The sequence below is a fragment of the Streptomyces sp. W1SF4 genome (assembly GCF_003950035.1).
In the GTDB taxonomy this organism is placed as follows: domain Bacteria; phylum Actinomycetota; class Actinomycetes; order Streptomycetales; family Streptomycetaceae; genus Streptomyces; species Streptomyces racemochromogenes.
The window spans coordinates 5,584,177-5,605,250 of the sequence record NZ_CP034350.1; the positions used below are offsets into that span (position 1 = coordinate 5,584,177).

General features: G+C 68.0%; 7 protein-coding genes, 1 tRNA gene and 3 rRNA genes. 10 read left to right on the forward strand and 1 reads right to left on the reverse strand.

The features are described 5' to 3' along the window. The first annotated feature begins 76 nt into the window (after positions 1-76). From D1J60_RS26290 to D1J60_RS26305, 4 genes are all read left to right on the forward strand, one after another. Positions 77-1,600 (forward strand): 16S ribosomal RNA (locus D1J60_RS26290). 278 nt (positions 1,601-1,878) lie between these two features. After that, a 23S ribosomal RNA gene (locus D1J60_RS26295) occupies positions 1,879-4,993 on the forward strand. A 75-nt stretch (positions 4,994-5,068) separates the two neighbouring features. After that, positions 5,069-5,185 (forward strand): 5S ribosomal RNA (rrf, locus tag D1J60_RS26300). Together the 16S, 23S and 5S rRNA genes with 1 tRNA gene alongside form the textbook arrangement of a ribosomal RNA operon. A 5-nt stretch (positions 5,186-5,190) precedes the next feature. Beyond that, positions 5,191-5,266: transfer RNA gene (locus D1J60_RS26305), tRNA-Thr, on the forward strand. A gap of 127 nt (positions 5,267-5,393) precedes the next feature. Here D1J60_RS26305 and D1J60_RS26310 read toward each other — a convergent pair. Next, a complete protein-coding gene (locus D1J60_RS26310; protein WP_241253400.1) occupies positions 5,394-7,976 on the reverse strand; it encodes a SpoIIE family protein phosphatase in 2,583 nt (860 codons plus the stop codon). A gap of 167 nt (positions 7,977-8,143) precedes the next feature. On the opposite strand from D1J60_RS26310, the gene D1J60_RS26315 reads away from it, so the two are divergent. The 6 genes from D1J60_RS26315 to pgsA all read left to right on the forward strand — a co-directional run bounded on the left by D1J60_RS26315 (position 8,144) and on the right by pgsA (position 21,045). Further along, a complete protein-coding gene (locus D1J60_RS26315; RefSeq protein WP_206436571.1) occupies positions 8,144-13,648 on the forward strand; it encodes a HAMP domain-containing protein in 5,505 nt (1,834 codons plus the stop codon). Between the two features lie 235 nt (positions 13,649-13,883). Next, entirely contained in the window at positions 13,884-14,564 is a 681-nt protein-coding gene (locus D1J60_RS26320; protein ID WP_125600830.1) for a response regulator, read from the forward strand. A 169-nt stretch (positions 14,565-14,733) separates the two neighbouring features. Next, a complete protein-coding gene (locus tag D1J60_RS26325) occupies positions 14,734-17,535 on the forward strand; it encodes a DNA translocase FtsK (RefSeq protein WP_125822752.1) in 2,802 nt (933 codons plus the stop codon). Positions 17,536-17,852: 317 nt separating this feature from the next. Then, on the forward strand, positions 17,853-18,764 hold the full coding sequence (locus D1J60_RS26330; protein WP_125600824.1) for a RodZ domain-containing protein: 912 nt from the start codon (positions 17,853-17,855) through the stop codon (positions 18,762-18,764). Between the two features lie 125 nt (positions 18,765-18,889). After that, positions 18,890-20,392, forward strand: a complete 1,503-nt coding sequence (rimO, locus tag D1J60_RS26335) for a 30S ribosomal protein S12 methylthiotransferase RimO (RefSeq protein WP_125822753.1) — start codon at positions 18,890-18,892, stop codon at positions 20,390-20,392. Next, the gene (gene pgsA / locus D1J60_RS26340; protein ID WP_125822754.1) at positions 20,389-21,045 is read left to right on the forward strand and encodes a CDP-diacylglycerol--glycerol-3-phosphate 3-phosphatidyltransferase; all 657 of its coding nucleotides are present in this window, start codon (positions 20,389-20,391) and stop codon (positions 21,043-21,045) included. The genes rimO and pgsA overlap by 4 nt, the downstream gene beginning before the upstream one ends. Positions 21,046-21,074 lie beyond the last annotated feature (29 nt).

Sequence of the window (21,074 nt, forward strand, 5' to 3'; positions counted from 1 at the left end):
CGTTGTGGTCAGTCGGTCTTATTCCGACCGTGACTGGCCCGCTCTTTCGTGGTGTGGACCGGATTACCGGTAAACATTCATGGAGAGTTTGATCCTGGCTCAGGACGAACGCTGGCGGCGTGCTTAACACATGCAAGTCGAACGATGAAGCCCTTCGGGGTGGATTAGTGGCGAACGGGTGAGTAACACGTGGGCAATCTGCCCTTCACTCTGGGACAAGCCCTGGAAACGGGGTCTAATACCGGATACGACTGCGGGAGGCATCTCCTGTGGTGGAAAGCTCCGGCGGTGAAGGATGAGCCCGCGGCCTATCAGCTTGTTGGTGGGGTAATGGCCCACCAAGGCGACGACGGGTAGCCGGCCTGAGAGGGCGACCGGCCACACTGGGACTGAGACACGGCCCAGACTCCTACGGGAGGCAGCAGTGGGGAATATTGCACAATGGGCGAAAGCCTGATGCAGCGACGCCGCGTGAGGGATGACGGCCTTCGGGTTGTAAACCTCTTTCAGCAGGGAAGAAGCGAAAGTGACGGTACCTGCAGAAGAAGCGCCGGCTAACTACGTGCCAGCAGCCGCGGTAATACGTAGGGCGCAAGCGTTGTCCGGAATTATTGGGCGTAAAGAGCTCGTAGGCGGCTTGTCACGTCGGATGTGAAAGCCCGAGGCTTAACCTCGGGTCTGCATTCGATACGGGCTAGCTAGAGTGTGGTAGGGGAGATCGGAATTCCTGGTGTAGCGGTGAAATGCGCAGATATCAGGAGGAACACCGGTGGCGAAGGCGGATCTCTGGGCCATTACTGACGCTGAGGAGCGAAAGCGTGGGGAGCGAACAGGATTAGATACCCTGGTAGTCCACGCCGTAAACGTTGGGAACTAGGTGTTGGCGACATTCCACGTCGTCGGTGCCGCAGCTAACGCATTAAGTTCCCCGCCTGGGGAGTACGGCCGCAAGGCTAAAACTCAAAGGAATTGACGGGGGCCCGCACAAGCGGCGGAGCATGTGGCTTAATTCGACGCAACGCGAAGAACCTTACCAAGGCTTGACATATACCGGAAAGCATTAGAGATAGTGCCCCCCTTGTGGTCGGTATACAGGTGGTGCATGGCTGTCGTCAGCTCGTGTCGTGAGATGTTGGGTTAAGTCCCGCAACGAGCGCAACCCTTGTCCTGTGTTGCCAGCATGCCCTTCGGGGTGATGGGGACTCACAGGAGACCGCCGGGGTCAACTCGGAGGAAGGTGGGGACGACGTCAAGTCATCATGCCCCTTATGTCTTGGGCTGCACACGTGCTACAATGGCCGGTACAATGAGCTGCGATACCGTGAGGTGGAGCGAATCTCAAAAAGCCGGTCTCAGTTCGGATTGGGGTCTGCAACTCGACCCCATGAAGTCGGAGTCGCTAGTAATCGCAGATCAGCATTGCTGCGGTGAATACGTTCCCGGGCCTTGTACACACCGCCCGTCACGTCACGAAAGTCGGTAACACCCGAAGCCGGTGGCCCAACCCTTGTGGAGGGAGCTGTCGAAGGTGGGACTGGCGATTGGGACGAAGTCGTAACAAGGTAGCCGTACCGGAAGGTGCGGCTGGATCACCTCCTTTCTAAGGAGCACAGTACCGATTGCAGACAAACGTTCTGCACGGTCAGCTCATGGGTGGAACGTTGATTATTTGGCACGGTCTTCTGGATGGATCACGAGTACTGCTTCGGCGTGGAAAGTGAGTCACTGAAAGAGATCGTGCCTGGCACGTTGTTGGGTCCTGAAGGCACGGCCGTCTGGTCAGTCTTCAGTGCCGGCCCCGGTAAAGCTCTGTTTCGGCAGGGTGTGACGGGTGGCTGGTCGTTATTTGAGAACTACACAGTGGACGCGAGCATCTGTGGCCAAGTTTTTAAGGGCGCACGGTGGATGCCTTGGCACCAGGAACCGATGAAGGACGTGAGAGGCCGCGATAGGCCCCGGGGAGCTGCCAACTGAGCTTTGATCCGGGGGTGTCCGAATGGGGAAACCCGGCAGTCGTCATGGGCTGTCACCCACTGCTGAACACATAGGCAGTGTGGAGGGAACGAGGGGAAGTGAAACATCTCAGTACCCTCAGGAAGAGAAAACAACCGTGATTCCGGGAGTAGTGGCGAGCGAAACCGGATGAGGCCAAACCGTATGCGTGTGAGACCCGGCAGGGGTTGCGCATGCGGGGTTGTGGGAATGAGCTTTCACAGTCTGCCGGCTGTGAGGCGAGTCAGAAACCGTATGGATAGGCGAAGGACATGCGAAAGGTCCGGCGTAGAGGGTAAGACCCCCGTAGCTGAAATCTGTACGGCTTGCTTGCTCATCTCCCAAGTAGCACGGGGCCCGAGAAATCCCGTGTGAATCTGGCGGGACCACCCGCTAAGCCTAAATATTCCCTGGTGACCGATAGCGGATAGTACCGTGAGGGAATGGTGAAAAGTACCGCGGGAGCGGAGTGAAATAGTACCTGAAACCGTGTGCCTACAAGCCGTGGGAGCGTCGGGATCTTCGGATCCTCGTGACTGCGTGCCTTTTGAAGAATGAGCCTGCGAGTTAGCGGTGTGTAGCGAGGTTAACCCGTGTGGGGAAGCCGTAGCGAAAGCGAGTCCGAATAGGGCGATTGAGTTGCACGCTCTAGACCCGAAGCGGAGTGATCTAGCCATGGGCAGGTTGAAGCGGAGGTAAGACTTCGTGGAGGACCGAACCCACCAGGGTTGAAAACCTGGGGGATGACCTGTGGTTAGGGGTGAAAGGCCAATCAAACTCCGTGATAGCTGGTTCTCCCCGAAATGCATTTAGGTGCAGCGTCGTGTGTTTCTTGCCGGAGGTAGAGCACTGGATAGGCGATGGGCCCTACCGGGTTACTGACCTTAGCCAAACTCCGAATGCCGGTAAGTGAGAGCACGGCAGTGAGACTGTGGGGGATAAGCTCCATGGTCGAGAGGGAAACAGCCCAGAGCATCGACTAAGGCCCCTAAGCGTACGCTAAGTGGGAAAGGATGTGGAGTCGCAGAGACAACCAGGAGGTTGGCTTAGAAGCAGCCACCCTTGAAAGAGTGCGTAATAGCTCACTGGTCAAGTGATTCCGCGCCGACAATGTAGCGGGGCTCAAGCGTACCGCCGAAGTCGTGTCATTGCAGCAATAGGGCCAACGCCCGCTGTGATGGGTAGGGGAGCGTCGTGTGCCGGGTGAAGCAGCAGCGGAAGCTAGTTGTGGACGGTTCACGAGTGAGAATGCAGGCATGAGTAGCGATACACACGTGAGAAACGTGTGCGCCGATTGACTAAGGGTTCCTGGGTCAAGCTGATCTGCCCAGGGTAAGTCGGGACCTAAGGCGAGGCCGACAGGCGTAGTCGATGGACAACCGGTTGATATTCCGGTACCCGCTTTGAAACGCCCAATATCGAATCCTCTGATGCTAAGCCCGTGAAGCCGTTCCGGACCCTTCGGGGAATGGAAAGTGGTGGAGCCGGCGATCCAAGGTGGTAGTAGGTAAGCGATGGGGTGACGCAGGAAGGTAGTCCAGCCCGGGCGGTGGTTGTCCCGGGGTAAGGGTGTAGGCCGTGTGGTAGGCAAATCCGTCACACGTTAAGGCTGAGACCTGATGCCGAGCCGATTGTGGTGAAGTGGATGATCCTATGCTGTCGAGAAAAGCCTCTAGCGAGTTTCATGGCGGCCCGTACCCTAAACCGACTCAGGTGGTCAGGTAGAGAATACCGAGGCGTTCGGGTGAACTATGGTTAAGGAACTCGGCAAAATGCCCCCGTAACTTCGGGAGAAGGGGGGCCATTCCTGGTGATGAGACTTGCTCTCTGAGCTGGGGGTGGCCGCAGAGACCAGCGAGAAGCGACTGTTTACTAAAAACACAGGTCCGTGCGAAGCCGTAAGGCGATGTATACGGACTGACGCCTGCCCGGTGCTGGAACGTTAAGGGGACCGGTTAGTGACCTTTCGGGGTTGCGAAGCTGAGAACTTAAGCGCCAGTAAACGGCGGTGGTAACTATAACCATCCTAAGGTAGCGAAATTCCTTGTCGGGTAAGTTCCGACCTGCACGAATGGCGTAACGACTTCTCGACTGTCTCAACCATAGGCCCGGTGAAATTGCACTACGAGTAAAGATGCTCGTTTCGCGCAGCAGGACGGAAAGACCCCGGGACCTTTACTACAGTTTGATATTGGTGTTCGGTTCGGCTTGTGTAGGATAGGTGGGAGACTTTGAAGCAGCCACGCCAGTGGTTGTGGAGTCGCCGTTGAAATACCACTCTGGTCGTGCTGGATGTCTAACCTCGGTCCGTGATCCGGATCAGGGACAGTGTCTGATGGGTAGTTTAACTGGGGCGGTTGCCTCCCAAAGGGTAACGGAGGCGCCCAAAGGTTCCCTCAGCCTGGTTGGCAATCAGGTGTTGAGTGTAAGTGCACAAGGGAGCTTGACTGTGAGACCGACGGGTCGAGCAGGGACGAAAGTCGGGACTAGTGATCCGGCGGTGGCTTGTGGAAGCGCCGTCGCTCAACGGATAAAAGGTACCCCGGGGATAACAGGCTGATCTTCCCCAAGAGTCCATATCGACGGGATGGTTTGGCACCTCGATGTCGGCTCGTCGCATCCTGGGGCTGGAGTCGGTCCCAAGGGTTGGGCTGTTCGCCCATTAAAGCGGTACGCGAGCTGGGTTTAGAACGTCGTGAGACAGTTCGGTCCCTATCCGCTGTGCGCGTAGGAATATTGAGAAGGGCTGTCCCTAGTACGAGAGGACCGGGACGGACGAACCTCTGGTGTGCCAGTTGTCCTGCCAAGGGCATGGCTGGTTGGCTACGTTCGGGAGGGATAACCGCTGAAAGCATCTAAGCGGGAAGCCTGCTTCAAGATGAGTATTCCCACCTCCTTGAGAGGGTAAGGCTCCCAGTAGACGACTGGGTTGATAGGCCAGATGTGGAAGCCCGGTAACGGGTGGAGCTGACTGGTACTAATAGGCCGAGGGCTTGTCCTCAGTTGCTCGCGTCCACTGTGTTAGTTCTGAAGTAACGAACTCGCCTTGCCGGCTGGAGTTCAAACTTCATAGTGTTTCGGTGGTCATAGCGTTAGGGAAACGCCCGGTTACATTCCGAACCCGGAAGCTAAGCCTTTCAGCGCCGATGGTACTGCAGGGGGGACCCTGTGGGAGAGTAGGACGCCGCCGAACAACCCGCCCTTTTAGCTCAGTCGGTAGAGCGTCTCCATGGTAAGGAGAAGGTCAACGGTTCGATTCCGTTAAAGGGCTCCAAAGAAAAGGCCCCCGCCATCTGGCGGGGGCCTTTTTGCGTTTCAGGCTCACGAGGCCCAGCTACCCCTTCTCCCCGCCTCCCCGGGCGCCTGGCCGGCGGCCCGGGGAGGAGAGAGCGGCGTGCGGGTCAGGAGGCTCCGCGCTGCTGGGGGACGCGGAAGGCCAGGATGGCCATGTCGTCCGAGGCCGGTTCCGCGGCGAAGCGTTCGACCGCGCGCAGGACGCGGGAGGCGACCGCGCCCGCCGTGAGGCCGGTGCAGGTGGTGAGGACCTCCGCGAGGCCGTCGTCGCCGAGCATCCTGGTGCCCTCGCGGCGCTCGGTGACGCCGTCTGTGACGCACAGCAGGACGTCGCCCGGGTCGAGGGTCATGGTCTGTTCGTAGAGGTCGAGGTCGTCGATCACACCGAGCAGCGGCTGCGGCTCCGCGGCCGGGGTGACCTCGCCGTCCGGCCGGAGCCGCAGCGGGAGGGGGTGGCCGGCGCAGACGACCTTCATCAGGGCGCCGCCGTCGGGCTGCGGGTGCAGTTCCCCGTACAGGAGGGTGAGGAAGCGGCTGCGGGCGCCCTCGTCGAGGATCGCCGCGTTGAGGCGTTCCAGGACCGCCGGGCCGCCGAGGCCCTCGCGGGCCAGGAGGCGCAGGGCGTGGCGGGCCAGGCCGGTGACGGCGGCCGCCTCGGGGCCCGTACCGCAGACGTCGCCGATGGCGAAGCCGTACGCGCCGTCGCGGATCGGGAAGACGTCGTAGAAGTCGCCGCCGACCTCGTTGCCCTCGCCGGCGGCGCGGTAGATGACCTCGACCTCCATGCCGGGGATGGCGGGAGAGCCGGGCGGCAGGAGGCTGCGCTGGAGGGAGCGGCTGATGGCGGTGCGCTCGGAGTAGAGGCGTGCGTTGTCCAGGGCCAGGGCCGCGCGGCGGGAGAGGTCCTCGGCGAGTTCGAGGATCTCCTGGCGGAAGTGCTCCTCGCTGGGCTTGCCGAGGGTCAGCAGGCCGATCACCCGGTTGCGGGCGAGCAGCGGCAGGACGACCGTCTCGCCGCCGACCGCGGCGGCCGTCGCCGGCCAGGGGCGGGCGCCGGCCTCACGGACCGGTTCGGGCGGGTCCACGCGGGACAGCAGGGCCTTCAGGCCGTCGATGCGCTCCTCGTCCTCGTGCAGGACGTAGGCGAGGTAGGGGTCCGAGGTCTGGTCGGCGATGGTGTAGACGGCGCACCAGGTGGCGAGCGTCGGGACGGTCATCTGGGCCATGAGGGCCAGGGTCTGGTCCCGGTCGAGGGTGCCGGCGAGCAGGTCGGAGGCCTCGACGAGGAAGGACAGGGAGCCGCGGCGCAGGCGTTCCAGCTCGCCGAGGCGGGCGGACTCGACGGCGAGGGCGATGCGGTCGGCGGCGAACTGGAGGCGCAGGGCGTCCTCGTTCGTATAGCGGCCGGGGCCCTCGGCGGCGACCCCGAGGGAGCCGGTGAGGCGGCCCTCGACCTTGAGGGGGACGGTGACGACGGAGCGCATGCCGGTGGACTCCAGGAGCGGTACGGCTCCGGGGACGACGGCGAGGTCGTCGTGCACGGCGGGGAGGCGGGCCGATCCGTAGCGGCTGGTGCCGGCCTCGACGGGGACGCGGGCGAAGCGCTGGCGGGTCGAGGGCAGGCCGGTGGTCGAGCGGACCTCCAGCTCGGTCTCGTCGTCGGTGGCCAGCAGCAGGAAGGCGGCGTCGGCGTCGAGCATGTCGCGGGCCCGTTCGACGGTGCGTTGCAGCAGTCCGTCGAGGTCGTCGGGGGCGGGCGAGCCGATGAAGACCTCGAAGGGGTCGGTGGGGCGGGGCTCGCTGTGCTGGCCGTCGGAGGAGGGGAGGCGTACGGGGGTCTGGAGCAGGGCCCGCTCGTCGTCGTGGACGAGGAGGCAGACGATGGAGGGCTCGCCGTGGGCGTCGCGGACCCGCAGGTGGGAGGCGTAGACGGGGATGACGCGGCCGTCGGCGCCGCGGATGCCGTAACTGCCCTCCCAGCGGGACAGGCGCAGGGCCTCGGCGACGCCGGTGCCGGTGCCCGGGGTCTGGGGCCAGGCGGCGATCTCGGCGAGGGGGCGGCCGACGGCCTTCTCGGCGGGGTGGCCGAAGATGTGCTCGGCGTCGTCGTTCCAGGCGGAGATGACGTCGTCGGCGTCGACCTGGAGGACGGCGACGCGGACCCGGCTCTCGGCCAGGGGAAGGAACTGGTCCGGTACGACGGGGCCCGCGGAGCGGGTACCGACCGGCCGGTCCGGGAGGTCGAGGCGGAACCACACGTGTTTGTGGGTGGCGGTGTACTCGACGCCCCAGCGGGTGGCGAGGGCGGCGCAGAGCATCAGCCCGCGGCCGCTCTCGCGGTCGGGGTCGGCGTACGGGCGCTCGCCGGGGTGCCGCAGGGGCAGCTCGCGCTCGGGGTACCGGTCGGCGACCTCGACGCGTACGCCGTCCTCGGCGCGCAGGCACAGGACCTCGGCCCTGGTTCCGGCGTGGACCACGGCGTTGGTGACGAGCTCACTGGTCAGTACGACCGCGTCGTCGACGATGTCCGCGAAGCCCCAGCCCTGCAGCGTGTCGCGGACGAACCCGCGGGCGGCGGCGACCGACCGCCCTTGAGGGTCGAAACTGGCAGCCGCCCGAGCCGTGATCACGAGTCTCCTTCGACGCGGTTGGACATCGGATGCCAGGTTACTTACCTTCGCGGTCGCCATGAGGCCGTCGTACCGGATTCCACCCGCGGGGTGCGGCCGGTGTGCGATGGTGCCGAAGTGTTATCGCCGGGTTCGGCCAGGGTGAAACACTGGGCAGGCTTGGAGAGCCGGCTCTTGGACAGCCGGTGTCCGGTGGAACAGAGGTCGACCCTTTCGGGAGGGACACGGTGGAGTCTGGCGCAGCGGTGCGGCGTACGGGAACGCGGCTCAAGGGCGGGCGGTCCCGGCGGAACGGGACGACGGAAGTCGACTCCGCCGCTCTGAACCGCCTGCTCACGGCCCTGGTGTCGATGCGGGACGGGAACTTCCGCAAGCGGCTGACGGTGTCCGGCGAAGGCGTGATGGCGGAGATCGCCGCCGTTTACAACGAGGTCGCCGACCGCAATCTGCACCTGACCGGTGAGTTGTCCCGGGTCCGGCGGATGGTGGGCCGTGAGGGCAAGCTGAGCGAGCGGCTGGAGACGGGGGCCTGCGAGGGTTCCTGGGCGGCCGCGATCGACGCCTCGAACCAGCTGGTGGACGATCTCGCGCGGCCGGTGTCCGAGGTGGGCCGGGTGCTGTCGGCGGTGGCCGAGGGTGATCTGGACCAGCGGATGGACCTGCGGACGCCGGCCCCGGACGGGGTGGGGCATCCGCTGCGCGGGGAGTTCCTGAAGGTCGGGCGCACGGTCAACAACCTGGTCGACCAGCTGTCGGCGTTCACCGACGAGGTGACGCGGGTGGCGCTGGAGGTCGGTACCGAGGGCAAGCTGGGCGGTCAGGCCCAGGTGCGCGGAATGTCCGGTTCTTGGAAGGACCTGACCGACTCCGTCAACACGATGGCGTACCGGCTCACCGCTCAGGTGCGTGACATCGCCCTCGTCACGACGGCGGTCGCCAAGGGCGATCTGTCGCGCAAGGTCACGGTGCACGTGGCCGGCGAGATGCTCCAGCTGAAGAACACCGTGAACACGATGGTGGACCAGCTGTCCTCGTTCTCCTCCGAGGTGACGCGCGTCGCCCGCGAGGTGGGTACGGAGGGCGAGCTGGGCGGCCAGGCGAAGGTGCCCGGCGTCGCCGGCGTGTGGAAGGACCTGACCGACTCCGTCAACACGATGGCGGGGAACCTGACGGCGCAGGTGCGCGGGATCGCGCAGGTCACGACGGCCGTCGCCAACGGTGACCTGTCGCAGAAGGTGCGGGTCAGCGCGCGGGGCGAGGTCGCCCAGCTGGCCGAAACGATCAACCAGATGACGGAGACGCTGCGGACCTTCGCTGACGAGGTCACGCGGGTGGCCAGCGAGGTGGGCGCCAAAGGCCTCCTCGGCGGCCAGGCGCAGGTGCCGGGGGCGGCGGGTACGTGGAAGGACCTCACCGACTCGGTGAACACGGTCTTCCGGAACCTGACCACGCAGGTGCGGGACATCGCGCAGGTGACGACCGCCGTGGCCAACGGTGATCTCTCGCAGAAGGTCACGGTCGACGTGGCCGGCGAGATGCTGGAGCTGAAGAACACCGTCAACACGATGGTGGACCAGCTCCAGTCCTTCGGTTCCGAGGTGACGCGGGTGGCCCGTGAGGTCGGCGTCGAGGGCGAGCTGGGCGGTCAGGCGCAGGTGCCGGGGGCGGCGGGTACGTGGAAGGACCTCACCGACTCGGTGAACACCGCCTTCCGGAACCTGACCGGGCAGGTCCGCAACATCGCCCAGGTGACCACGGCGGTGGCCAACGGCGACCTGTCGCAGAAGGTCACGGTGGACGTCTCCGGTGAGATGCTCCAGCTGAAGAACACCGTGAACACGATGGTGGACCAGCTGTCCTCGTTCGCCGACCAGGTCACGCGGATGGCGCGGGACGTGGGTACGGAGGGCCGGCTCGGCGGGCAGGCCCGGGTGGAGGGGGTTTCCGGCACCTGGAAGGAGCTCACCGACTCCGTCAACTTCATGGCGGGGAACCTGACTTCGCAGGTGCGCCAGATCGCCCAGGTGACGACGGCGGTGGCGCGGGGCGACCTGTCGCAGAAGATCGACGTGGACGCCCGGGGCGAGATCCTGGAGCTGAAGAACACCATCAACACGATGGTCGACCAGCTCTCCGCCTTCGCGGAGCAGGTCACCCGGGTGGCGCGGGACGTGGGTACCGAGGGCCGCCTCGGCGGTCAGGCGCAGGTGCCCGGTGTGGCCGGTGTGTGGCGGGACCTGACGGATTCGGTGAACGGCATGGCCGGGAACCTGACTTCGCAGGTGCGCAACATCGCGCAGGTCGCGACGGCGGTGGCGCGGGGCGACCTGTCGCAGAAGATCGACGTGGACGCCCGGGGCGAGATCCTGGAGCTGAAGAACACCCTCAACACGATGGTCGACCAGCTGTCGAACTTCGCGGAGCAGGTGACCCGGGTGGCCCGCGAGGTGGGCACCGAGGGCATCCTCGGCGGGCAGGCGGAGGTCAAGGGGGTCTCCGGGACCTGGAAGGACCTCACCCAGTCCGTCAACTTCATGGCGAACAACCTGACCTCGCAGGTCCGCAACATCGCCGAGGTGACCACGGCCGTGGCCATGGGCGACCTCTCGAAGAAGATCACGGTGGACGCCAAGGGCGAGATCCTCGAACTGGTCACCACCGTGAACACGATGGTCGACCAGCTGTCGTCCTTCGCGGAGCAGGTGACGCGGGTGGCGCGCGAGGTGGGCACCGAGGGCATCCTGGGGGGTCAGGCCCGGGTGCGCGGGGTCACCGGCATCTGGAAGGACCTCAGCGACAACGTCAACACGATGGCGGGGAACCTGACGGCGCAGGTGCGCGGGATCGCGCAGGTCTCGGCGGCCGTCGCCAACGGCGACCTGACGAAGAAGGTCACCGTCGAGGCGCGCGGCGAGGTCGCGCAGCTGGCCGACACGGTCAACACGATGGTCAAGACGCTGTCCTCGTTCGCGGACGAGGTCACGCGCGTGGCCCGCGAGGTGGGCACGGAGGGCCGCCTCGGCGGCCAGGCGCACGTGCCGGGCGTCTCGGGGACGTGGAAGGACCTCACCGACTCGGTGAACTTCATGGCGTCCAACCTGACCGGGCAGGTGCGGCAGATCGCCATGGTGACGACCGCCATCGCCAAGGGCGACATGACCAAGAAGATCGACATCGATGCCCGCGGGGAGATCCTGGAGCTGAAGACGACCATCAACACGATGGTCGACCAGCTGTCCTCCTTCGCCGACCAGGTGACGCGGGTGGCGCGTGAGGTGGGTACCGAGGGCATCCTGGGCGGTCAGGCCCGGGTGCGGGACGTGGACGGCACCTGGCGGGACCTGACCGAGTCCGTGAACGAGATGGCCGGCAACCTCACCCGGCAGGTCCGTGCCATCGCGGCCGTGGCCACGGCGGTGACCCGCGGCGACCTGAGCCTGAAGGTCGACGTGGACGCGGCGGGCGAGATCCAGGTGCTCCAGGACAACATCAACACGATGATCGTGAACCTGCGCGACACCACGTTGGCCAACAAGGAGCAGGACTGGCTCAAGGGCAACCTCGCCAGGATCTCGGCCCTGATGCAGGGCCGCCGGGACCTGGACGACGTGGCCTCGCTGATCATGAGCGAGCTGACCCCGGTGGTCTCCGCGCAGCACGGGGCCTTCTTCCTCGCCGTCCCGGCCGGGGGAACGCCCGAGATCGGGGCGGACGGCGGCGCGGAGGGTTCGTACGAGCTGCGGATGCGCGGGAGTTACGCGTACGCGGGCGGCCAGATGCCCATCTCCTTCCGGCCCGGTGAGGGGCTGATCGGCACGGTCGCCGAGGAGAAGCGGACGATCCTGGTGGAGAACACCCCGCCCGGCTACCTGAAGATCTCCTCGGGGCTGGGCGAGGCGCGGCCGGCGCACGTGATCGTGCTGCCGGTGCTGTTCGAGGGCAAGGTGCTCGGTGTCATCGAGCTGGCGTCGTTCACGCCGTTCACGCAGATCCAGAAGGACTTCCTGAGCCAGATCGCCGAGATGATCGGTACGAGCGTCAACACCATCTCCGTGAACTCCAAGACGGAGATGCTGCTCAAGCAGTCGCAGGAGATGACCGAGCAGCTGCGCGAGCGTTCCGACGAGCTGGAGAACCGGCAGAAGGCGCTCCAGGCGGCCAACGCCGAGCTGGAGGAGAAGGCCGAGCTGCTGGCCCGGCAGAACCGGGACATCGAGGTGAAGAACACCGAGATCGAGGAGGCCCGGCAGGTCCTGGAGGAGCGCGCCGAGCAGCTCGCGGTCTCGATGCGGTACAAGAGCGAGTTCCTGGCGAACATGTCGCACGAGCTGCGGACGCCGCTGAACTCGCTGCTGATCCTGGCGAAGCTGCTCGCCGACAACGCGGACGAGAACCTGTCGCCGAAGCAGGTGGAGTTCGCCGAGACCATCCACGGCGCGGGCTCGGACCTGCTCCAGCTGATCAACGACATCCTGGACCTGTCGAAGGTCGAGGCGGGCAAGATGGACGTCTCGCCGACGCGGATCGCGCTGGTGCAGTTGGTGGACTACGTGGAGGCGACCTTCCGGCCGCTGACGGCGGAGAAGGGCCTCGACTTCTCGGTGCGGGTCTCGCCGGAGCTTCCGGCGACCCTGCACACGGACGAGCAGCGGCTGCTGCAGGTGCTGCGGAACCTGCTGTCGAACGCGGTGAAGTTCACCGACAACGGGGCCGTGGAGCTGGTGATCCGGCCCGCCGGGGCGGACGTGCCGACGGCCATCCGGGAGCAGCTGCTGGAGGCGGGGTCGCTGCGGGACGCGGACGCCGACCTGATCGCCTTCTCCGTGACGGACACGGGGATCGGGATCGCGGCGAGCAAGATGCGGGTGATCTTCGAGGCGTTCAAGCAGGCCGACGGCACGACCAGCCGCAAGTACGGGGGCACGGGCCTCGGGCTGTCGATCAGCCGGGAGATCGCCCGGCTGCTGGGCGGTGAGATCCACGCGGCGAGCGAGCCCGGCCGGGGGTCGACGTTCACGCTGTACCTGCCGCTGCACCCGAGCGAGCTGCCGCCGCAGGGGTACGCGCCGCCGGCGCCCGGCGGGGCGCGCGGGGAGTACCGCAGGGCGGCCGAGGAGCCGGAGGCGATGGAGCCGCTCCCGGTGCCGCAGCCCGCGCCGCTGGGGGCGGCGCCGCCGCGGCAGGCGCTGCCGGCGGCCGAGGCGCCCGGGCAGGGCTCCTCGGCGCTGTTCCGGCGCCGGCGCAAGCAGCAGGCGGCCGGTCCGCTGCCGCGCACGGAGGTGCCGGGGCAGCCGGAGGGCGGCGACGCGTGGGGGGTGGAGGAGCCGCTTCCGGCGCCGCCGCGGACGTACGACTTCCACGGGGAGCGGGTGCTGATCGTGGACGACGACGTGCGGAACGTGTTCGCGCTGACGAGCGTGCTGGAGCAGCACGGGCTGGCGGTGCTGTACGCGGAGAACGGCCGGGAGGGCATCGAGGTCCTGGAGCAGAACGACGACGTGTCGGTCGTGCTGATGGACATCATGATGCCGGAGATGGACGGGTACGCGACGACCTCCGCGATCCGGCGGATGCCGCAGTTCGCGGGGCTGCCGATCATCGCGCTGACGGCGAAGGCGATGAAGGGCGACCGGGAGAAGGCCATCGACTCGGGTGCCTCGGACTACGTCACCAAGCCGGTCGAGCCCGACTACCTGCTGACGGTCATGGAACAGCACATGCGAGGAATCTGATCGGAGGGCGGGCCGCGGGCGCGGACCCGGAGGGGAACCTTCGGGCCTCCCCCCGCGTTTCCGCTTCGGGCACAGTGACATCTTGGTGACAGGGTGTGGCGATCTCGGGACTGGGGCTACGATGACCGGCACAAGGACGGACGGCTCAAGGATGCCGTCCTCTGGGGCGGGGCCCGGCGCGCATGCCGGAGCCAGGAGCCGGGGAGGCCCCATGCCGGGGCGAGGAGGACAGGGCATGGTGCAGAAGGCCAAGATCCTCCTGGTCGACGACCGGCCGGAGAATCTGCTGGCGCTGGAGGCCATCCTCTCCGCGCTCGATCAGACACTGGTCCGGGCGTCGTCGGGGGAGGAAGCGCTCAAAGCGCTGCTTACGGACGATTTCGCGGTCATCCTGCTGGATGTCCAGATGCCGGGCATGGACGGATTCGAAACGGCCGCGCACATCAAGCGGCGCGAACGGACCCGGGACATCCCGATCATCTTCCTGACCGCGATCAACCACGGTCCCCACCACACCTTCCGTGGTTACGCGGCGGGCGCGGTGGACTACATCTCGAAGCCGTTCGACCCGTGGGTGCTGCGCGCCAAGGTCTCGGTGTTCGTCGAGCTGTACACGAAGAACTGCCAGCTGCGGGAGCAGGCGTCCCTGCTGCGCCTCCAGCTGGAGGGCGGCGGTACCAACGGCGACGGCGGCCGGGAGACGGCCGGGCTGCTGGCCGAGCTGTCCGCGCGGCTGGCCGCGGTCGAGGAACAGGCCGAGGCGCTGACCAAGCAGCTCGGCGAGGACTCGGCGGACGCCGGGGTGGTCGCCACGGCCGCCCACCTGGAGCGGAAGCTGACCGGGCTGCGGCGGGCGCTCGACGCGCTGGAGCCGGGCGCCAGCGGGGGAGCCGCCGTCCTGCCCGCGCAGGGCTGAGACCGCCGGGCCGCCTCGCCGCGCGACGGCGGAGCGGCCCGCCCGGCAACCCGGCTGGGGACCCGTCAGTTCTGTCGCGGCGTCAAAGCGCTTGCGGGCGCGGCGACACGAACGGGTGAAGGGGTGGGCACGCGTGTCCACCGGCGTGCGCACAGGTAACCTCGGCCCCATGGCCTCAAGTACGTCCGGCAAGGGTTCCCAGAGCACGGCGGGCACCGCGAAGGGCCGCACCGGCCGTACGACGGCCCCGACGAAGAAGGCGGCCCCGCGCAAGCCCCCCGCGAAGAGGGCCGCCGCGGCGGCCAGGCGCCCCGCGGCGAAGAAGGCCGCCGCGAAGCCGGCGCCGTCGCCGAGCGGGGGAGTGGTGCGGCTGGTCCGCTGGTGCTGGCTCGGTCTCGCGCACGCCGTCGGCGGGCTGTTCCGCGGGATCGGCAGGGGCGCCAGGAACCTGGACCCGGCCCACCGCAAGGACGGCGTGGCGCTGCTGCTGCTCGCCCTCGCGCTGATCGTCGCGGCCGGAACCTGGTCGAACCTGAGCGGGCCCGTCGGCGACCTGGTCACGATGCTGGTCACGGGGGCCTTCGGGCGTCTGGACCTGCTCGTGCCGGTCCTGCTGGGGGTCATGGCGGCACGTTTCATCCGCCACCCCGAGCAGACCGACGCCAACGGGCGCATCGGCATCGGCCTGTCCGCCCTGGTCATCGGCGTCCTCGGGCTGGTGCACATCGCCTGCGGGGCACCCGGCCGGGACGAGGGCACCACCGCCATGCAGAACGCGGGCGGGCTGATCGGCTGGGCCGCCTCCAAGCCGCTGATCTTCACCATGGGGGCGCCGCTGGCCGTGCCCATGCTGGTGCTGCTGACGGTCTTCGGGCTGCTGGTGGTCACCGCCACCCCGGTCGCGGCGATCCCGCAGCGGCTGCGCAGCGCCGGGATCCGGCTCGGGGTGATCCAGCCCAACCCGTACGACGAGGAGTACGGGGACCGGCACGAGGGTTCCGAACGGCCCGGCCGTAACGACCGTCATGACGCCGAGCAGTGGCAGGCCCGCACCGGCGGGCCGGTGGACGAGGCCGAGGAAGCGGCCCTGGCCCGGCGGCGCCGGCCGCGGCGGAGCGCCGCGCGGCCCGGCGGGCGCGAGCCGGACGCCGTCGACGTCGCTGCGGCGGCAGCGGCCGCGCTGGACGGGGTGGTCTACGGGGGGCTGCCGCCGAACCCGCTGGTCGCCGATCTGACCCAGGGGATCTCCGGCCGGGAGGAGGGGGTGGAGATCACCGCTCCGGTGCCGCCCGCTCCGGTGCCGCCCGCTCCGGTGCCGCCCGCGCGGGAGGAGCGGCCCGTCGCCGCCGCCCCGGCTCCGGCCGACGGTCTCGGGGACGCCCCGCACGAGCGGACCGCCGCGGTCTCCGGGACGCTGTCGGTGCCGGACCTGACGAAGACCCCGGCGCCGGCCCAGCCGCTGCCGCCCCGGGCCGAGCAGCTCCAGCTGCGTGGGGACATCACGTACGCGCTGCCGTCGCTGGAGCTGCTGGAGAAGGGCGGGCCGGGCAAGACCCGCAGCGCCGCCAACGACACGGTGGTGGCGGCGCTGACGAACGTGTTCACCGAGTTCAAGGTGGACGCGCAGGTCACCGGCTTCACCCGGGGTCCGACGGTCACCCGGTACGAGGTCACGCTCGGCGCCGCGGTGAAGGTCGAGCGGATCACGGCGCTGGCGAAGAACATCGCGTACGCCGTCGCCTCGCCCGACGTGCGGATCATCAGCCCGATCCCGGGCAAGTCGGCCGTCGGCATCGAGATCCCGAACACCGACCGCGAGATGGTCAACCTGGGCGACGTGCTGCGCCTCGCGGACGCCGCCGAGGACGACCACCCGATGCTGGTCGCGCTGGGCAAGGACGTCGAGGGCGGCTACGTCATGGCCAACCTCGCCAAGATGCCGCACGTGCTGGTCGCCGGCGCCACCGGCTCCGGCAAGTCCTCGTGCATCAACTGCCTGATCACCTCGATCATGGTGCGGGCCACCCCGGAGGACGTCCGGATGGTGCTCGTCGACCCCAAGCGGGTCGAGCTGACCGCCTACGAGGGCATCCCGCACCTGATCACCCCGATCATCACCAACCCCAAGCGGGCGGCCGAGGCCCTCCAGTGGGTCGTGCGCGAGATGGACCTGCGCTACGACGACCTGGCGGCGTTCGGCTACCGGCACATCGACGACTTCAACCAGGCGATCCGGGACGGCAAGATCAAGCTGCCGCCGGGCAGCGAGCGCGAGCTCAGCCCGTACCCGTACCTGCTGGTGATCGTCGACGAGCTGGCGGACCTGATGATGGTGGCCCCGCGCGACGTGGAGGACTCGATCGTCCGCATCACCCAGCTGGCCCGGGCGGCCGGCATCCACCTGGTGCTCGCCACCCAGCGGCCCTCGGTGGACGTGGTGACCGGTCTGATCAAGGCGAACGTGCCCTCGCGGCTGGCGTTCGCGACCTCCTCCCTGGCCGACAGCCGGGTCATCCTGGACCAGCCGGGCGCGGAGAAGCTGATCGGCAAGGGTGACGGACTGTTCCTGCCGATGGGCGCGAACAAGCCGGTCCGCCTCCAGGGCGCCTTCGTCACGGAGGAGGAGATCGCCGGGATCGTCCAGCACTGCAAGGACCAGATGGCCCCGGTCTTCCGGGACGACGTCACGGTCGGGCAGAAGCAGAAGAAGGAGATCGACGAGGAGATCGGCGACGACCTGGACCTGCTGTGCCAGGCGGCGGAGCTGGTGGTCTCCACCCAGTTCGGCTCCACCTCGATGCTCCAGCGCAAGCTGCGGGTCGGCTTCGCCAAGGCGGGCCGGCTCATGGACCTGATGGAGTCCCGCGGGGTGGTCGGGCCGAGCGAGGGGTCCAAGGCGCGCGACGTGCTGGTCAAGCCCGACGAGCTCGACGGGGTGCTCGCAGTGATCCGCGGCGAGGAGGCCCCGTAGGGGGTGTCCGCGAGGGCTCCGGGAGCCCCGGCGAGCACCCGGGTCCCGGGCGAAGCGGAATCCCCGGGGGCCCCGGGCGGCCCGCTAGAACGGGGGTCCGGCCGCCTCACTCGACCGAATGGGATCGTGGCCGGATCGTCACCGGATCCGGCGGCAACCGTTTCCCCTGGGCGTGCGTCAAGTTGAGGGAGGCACCGGCGGCCGTTCCCCTCGCCATTCGTATGGCGTAGGAAGCGGACCCTCCGGTTGCCCCACCCTTTCGTCACCCCCCTAGACTGGACATCCAGCAGGTGGCTACACGCTCGAAAGGCGCCCTTGTGTCCATCGGCAACTCCAACTCCCCCGAAGAAGAGCGGCCTTCGACCGACGTCCGGTCCGAGGACCGGTCCGAGGACCGCATCGTCGAGCGCTCCGTCGAAGAGCCGTCCATCGGGACGACCCTGAAGAAGGCCCGGATCGCCGCCGGGCTCACCGTCGACGAGGTCAGTTCCACCACCCGGGTGCGCATCCCGATCGTGCACGGGATCGAAGAGGACGACTTCACGCGGTGCGGCGGCGACGTGTACGCCCGCGGCCACATCCGCACCCTCGCCCGCGCCGTCGACCTCGACCCGGTACCCCTGGTCGAGCGCTACGACGCGGCGCACGGCGGCCGGCCGGCGCCCACCCCCGCCGCGCCGATGTTCGAGGCCGAGCGGCTCCGCCCCGAGCGGCAGCGGCCCAACTGGACCGCCGCCATGGTCGCCGCCATCGTCGCGGTGATCGGCTTCGTCGGCTTCACCGCCTTCGGCGGCGGCGACGAGCAGTCCAAGCGGCCGGTGGCGGAAGGTTCCGTCTCGCCGAAGCCCGCGCCCAAGCAGACCGCGGGCAAGCAGCCCGCCGCCCCGACACCGCAGGCACCCAAGGCCCCCAAGCCCGAGCCCTCGGACAGCGCCATCGCCGCGGCCCCCAAGGACCTCGTCACCGTGGTCCTGACGGCCGACTCCGGCGAGAGCTGGATCTCCGCGAAGGACCACAGCGGCCGGCTCCTCTTCGACGGCACCCTCGAACAGGGCCAGTCGAAGACCTTCACGGACAAGGAGTCCGTGGACCTCGTCCTGGGCGACGCCGGAGCCGTCAAGCTGTTCGTGAACGGCAAGGAGATCAAGGAGCGGTTCGAGTCGGGACAGGTCGAACGTCTCACCTACACCAGGGACGACCCGGGCCAGGGCCAGGCCCAGGCGGGCTGACCAGCACGGAATAAGAAATTCCAGATCCCCGGGATCCCGCGCGGCGGCCGCCGCCGGCCCCGGGGATCTTGCCGTGGGGGGACTTGGGGCGGGGGCGGGCGCCGGGACGAAGTAGTCTTGAGTCCATGCCCGAACGCCGTACCGTCGCCCTTGTCACTCTTGGCTGCGCCCGTAACGAGGTGGACTCGGAGGAGCTCGCAGGCCGCTTGGCGGCGGATGGCTGGGAGCTCGTCGAGGACGCCGCCGACGCGGACGTAGCCGTCGTCAACACCTGTGGCTTCGTCGAAGCCGCCAAGAAGGACTCCGTAGACGCCCTGCTGGAAGCCAACGATCTCAAGGATCACGGCAAGACCCAGGCCGTCGTCGCCGTCGGCTGTATGGCCGAGCGCTACGGCAAGGAACTCGCCGAAGCGCTCCCCGAGGCCGACGGAGTCCTCGGTTTCGACGACTACGCCGACATCTCCAACCGCCTCCAGACCATCCTCAGCGGCGGCAGCGTCGAGGCGCACACCCCGCGCGACCGCCGCCAGCTGCTGCCGATCAGCCCGGCCGAGCGGCAGAGCGCCGACGTGGCGCTCCCCGGCCACGCCCAGGCCGCCGAGGAGCCCGCCCCGGCCCCCGCCGACCTGCCGGAGGGGCTCGCGCCCGCCTCCGGGCCGCGCGCGCCGCTGCGCCGCCGCCTGGACAAGAGCCCGGTCGCCTCGGTGAAGCTCGCCTCCGGCTGTGACCGCCGCTGCTCCTTCTGCGCCATCCCGTCCTTCCGCGGCTCCTTCATCTCCCGCCGCCCCAGCGACGTGCTGGGCGAGACGCGCTGGCTCGCCGAGCAGGGCGTCAAGGAGATCATGCTGGTCTCCGAGAACAACACCTCGTACGGCAAGGACCTGGGCGACATCCGCCTGCTGGAGACCCTGCTGCCCGAGCTGGCCGCCGTCGACGGCATCGAGCGCGTCCGCGTCAGCTACCTGCAGCCCGCCGAGATGCGGCCCGGGCTGATCGACGTGCTCACCTCGACCCCCAAGGTCGTGCCGTACTTCGACCTGTCCTTCCAGCACTCGGCCCCCGACGTGCTGCGCGCCATGCGCCGCTTCGGCGACACCGACCGCTTCCTGGAGCTGCTGGACACCATCCGCTCCAAGGCCCCGCAGGCCGGCGTCCGGTCCAACTTCATCGTCGGCTTCCCCGGCGAGAAGGAGTCGGACTTCGCCGAGCTGGAGCGTTTCCTCACGCACGCCCGCCTCGACGCCATCGGCGTCTTCGGCTACTCCGACGAGGACGGCACCGAGGCCGCCGGCTACGAGGGCAAGCTCGACGAGGACACCATCGCCGAGCGGCTCGCGCACATGCAGCGGCTCGCCGAGGAGCTGACCTCGCAGCGCGCGGAGGAGCGGATCGGCGAGACCCTGGAGGTGCTCGTCGAGACGGTCGTCCCGCTCGACGAGGCGGAGGAGGGCGAGGGCGCCTACGGGCGTGCCGCCCACCAGGCCCCCGAGACCGACGGCCAGGTCGTCTTCACCGACGGCGCGGGCCTGGTACCCGGGCGCATCGTCACCGCCAAGGTGGTCGGGACCCTGGGCGTCGACCTCGTCGCCGAGCCGCTGGGCGTGGAACTCGAGGAGGCGGCCGGATGACCGGAGTCCCGGCATCGGCGGCGGGCGGGACCGGCCGCCGGCCCACGCCCGGCGCGAAGCTCGGGACTGCGGCCGTCAACCAGGCCAGCCTCTGGAACATCGCCAACATCCTGACGATGATCCGGCTGGTCCTCGTGCCGGGATTCGTCCTGCTGCTGCTCGCCGACGGGGGCTACGACCCCGTCTGGCGGGCGCTGGCCTGGGCCGCCTTCGCCGTCGCCATGATCACGGACGTGTTCGACGGCCACCTGGCCAGGACGTACAACCTGGTCACCGACTTCGGGAAGATCGCCGACCCCATCGCCGACAAGGCGATCATGGGGTCGGCGCTCGTGTGTCTCTCCTGGCTCGGCGACCTGCCCTGGTGGGTGACCGGCGTGATCCTCGGGCGTGAGCTCGGCATCACGCTGATGCGGTTCTGGGTGATCCGGTACGGGGTGATCCCGGCCAGCCGGGGCGGCAAGCTGAAGACCCTGGCCCAGGGCACGGCGGTGGGCATGTACGTCCTCGCGCTGACCGGGCCACTGGCGACCCTGCGGTTCTGGGTGATGGCCGTCGCCGTCGTGCTGACCGTGGTCACCGGTTTGGATTACATCCGGCAGGCCGTGGTGCTGCGCCGGGCCGGTCTTGCGGGGGAGCGGGCCGCGAAGTGACACACGGGGCGGGGGATGCGCCGGAGGCC

Excerpts from the sequence above, each read along its gene's own strand:
- D1J60_RS26310 (WP_241253400.1), bottom strand. The coding sequence starts at position 7,976 with ATGGCGACCGCGAAGGTAAGTAACCTGGCATCCGATGTCCAACCGCGT.
- pgsA (WP_125822754.1), top strand. The coding sequence starts at position 20,389 with ATGACCGGAGTCCCGGCATCGGCGGCGGGCGGGACCGGCCGCCGGCCC.
- D1J60_RS26320 (WP_125600830.1), top strand. The coding sequence starts at position 13,884 with ATGGTGCAGAAGGCCAAGATCCTCCTGGTCGACGACCGGCCGGAGAAT.
- D1J60_RS26325 (WP_125822752.1), top strand. The coding sequence starts at position 14,734 with ATGGCCTCAAGTACGTCCGGCAAGGGTTCCCAGAGCACGGCGGGCACC.
- rimO (WP_125822753.1), top strand. The coding sequence starts at position 18,890 with ATGCCCGAACGCCGTACCGTCGCCCTTGTCACTCTTGGCTGCGCCCGT.